Raw genomic sequence first — 273 nt, forward strand, 5'->3', positions numbered from 1 at the left:
ATTATAAATGAAGTTGTTTATCTCATGTGTTCTCGGCTTAATCTTCACAGCACAAGCCTATGCTCAGCTACTCATCGCTCCGACTCGTTTTGTTTTGGATGCCGACACTTCGGTGACTGAAAAAATCGTCGTCGAAAATAACTCAGATCAACCGATTCGCTTGGAGATAAAACCGATTTATCGCCCTGTAAAGGCGAGTGGCTTGGTTAGAACGGACGCTAATATCGCGCAATCGGAAGATATCGCAAGTTGGATTAAAGTGTCACCACCAAT

Annotated in this window: 1 pseudogene; it reads left to right on the plus strand. The window is 43.6% G+C overall.

Annotated elements, in window-relative coordinates:
* Positions 1 to 7: 7 nt before the first annotated feature.
* A pseudogene (locus AB4486_RS26370) lies at positions 8 to 273 on the plus strand (molecular chaperone); the annotation flags it as partial.

This window comes from Vibrio sp. 10N.222.55.C6 (assembly GCF_041473395.1).
GTDB classification, from domain to species: Bacteria; Pseudomonadota; Gammaproteobacteria; order Enterobacterales; family Vibrionaceae; genus Vibrio; species Vibrio crassostreae_C.